Source organism: Nocardia sp. PLKS1-43 (genome assembly GCF_059510335.1).
Map to the genome: position 1 here is coordinate 1 of NZ_JCAJZQ010000039.1, position 1732 is coordinate 1732.

The window sequence follows — 1732 nt, forward strand, 5'->3', positions numbered from 1 at the left end:
GCGTTCGGCCGTGGTGGTGTCCGGAGCGCGGGACGCATTGGCGGAGTTGATTTCTTACTGCGAGCGTCACGACATTCGGGCGCGGCGGATCGATGTGGACTACGCGTCACACTCGGCCCGGGTCGAGGCCGTTCGAGACGAGTTGATCGGGGCGCTGGCGGATATCGAGCCGCGTACCTCTGGGGTCGAATTCTTCTCCACGGTGACTGGAACCCTTTGTGACACGGCTGGTTTGGACGGTGAGTACTGGTATCGCAATCTCCGGCAGACCGTGGAGTTCGATACCGCGGTGCGTGCCGCGTGCGAGCAGGGGTATCGGGTGTTCGTCGAATCGAGTCCGCACCCGGTGCTGGTCGCCGGTATCCAGGACACGGCCGGTGATTCGGGCGAAGACGGTGGGGCCGTGGTCGTTCCATCGCTCGGGCGCGGCGACGGCGGACTCGACCGGTTCCTGCTCTCCGTCGCCCAGGCTCACGTCCGTGGTGTGCGACCGGATTGGCGGCAAGTGTTCGCCGGCCAGGACGCACACCGTATCGAATTGCCTACGTATGCATTTCAGCGAAGGCCGTACTGGTTGCCGAGGTCTGCCTTCGAGGACGTAACCGGGATCGGCGAAGCTGGAGCCGGGGCACCGTTGTCCGCTGCCGAGTCGCCCGGTGCGGATACCGAGCCACCGGTGTCGGCGCTGGCGCGGCGGTTGCACGGGCTGAGGGCGGACGAACAGTACGACGTGTTGTCGCAGCTGGTTCGATCCGAGGTTGCCGTCGTGCTGGGCCACGACGGCCCCGGCGATATCGACCCGGATACCGTCTTCCGCGATATGGGGTTCGATTCGCTGTCGGCGGTCGAACTGCGCCATCGGCTCGCGGCGTCCACCGGGGTGGCCCTGTCGTCCACGCTCGTTTTCGACCATCCGACGCCCGCGAAGCTGGCTCGCCACGTGCGAAACGAAGTCGTGGGAGTGCGGGACCGGGGGCGGGAAGACCCGCCTGGGCGTGCGCTGCCGGACGATCCGATTGCGATCGTGGGAATGGGGTGCCGCTTTCCCGGTGGTGTCGCATCACCGAATGACCTGTGGGAGTTGGTAGTTCGGGCCGAGGACGTGATTTCCCCGTTCCCGGCCGATCGAGGGTGGGACCTGGCGGGGCTGTTCGATCCGGACCCGGATGCGGCGGGTAAGTCGTACACGCGGTCGGGCGGATTCCTCGACGACGCCGCCGGATTCGATGCGGCGTTCTTCGGGATCGGCCCGCGTGAGGCGACGGTGATGGATCCGCAGCAGCGGTTGTTGCTGGAAGTGTCGTGGGAGGCGTTGGAGCACGCGGGAATTGATCCAATACAACTGCGCGGCACAGGGACCGGAGTATTCACCGGCCTGATCGCCCAGGGCTATGGCAGCCAGGCCGCGGCAGCCGAATCCGAGGACTACTCCGGCACCGGTCAGACCTCGAGTGTGGCGTCGGGTCGGGTGGCGTATGTGCTGGGTTTGGAAGGGCCTGCGGTGTCGGTGGATACGGCGTGTTCGTCGTCGTTGGTGGCGTTGCACCTGGCGGTGCAGTCGTTGCGGTCGGGGGAGTGCGATCTGGCCCTGGCCGGTGGTGTGACGATCATGGCCACCCCGCGGATCTATTCCGAATTCAGTCGGCAGCGGGGGTTGTCGGTGGACGGGCGGTGTAAGGCGTTCGCGGGCGCGGCGGACGGTACCGGGTTCGCTGAGGGGGTGGGTGTGCTT

2 pseudogenes are annotated in these 1732 nt (G+C 66.6%); both read left to right on the forward strand.

What is annotated here, in order from left to right:
- Nucleotides 1-16: 16 nt before the first annotated feature.
- Nucleotides 17-481, forward strand: a pseudogene (locus AC5WS7_RS40535) (acyltransferase domain-containing protein); the annotation flags it as partial.
- Nucleotides 482-739: 258 nt separating this feature from the next.
- A pseudogene (locus AC5WS7_RS40540) lies at nt 740-1732 on the forward strand (acyl carrier protein); the annotation flags it as partial.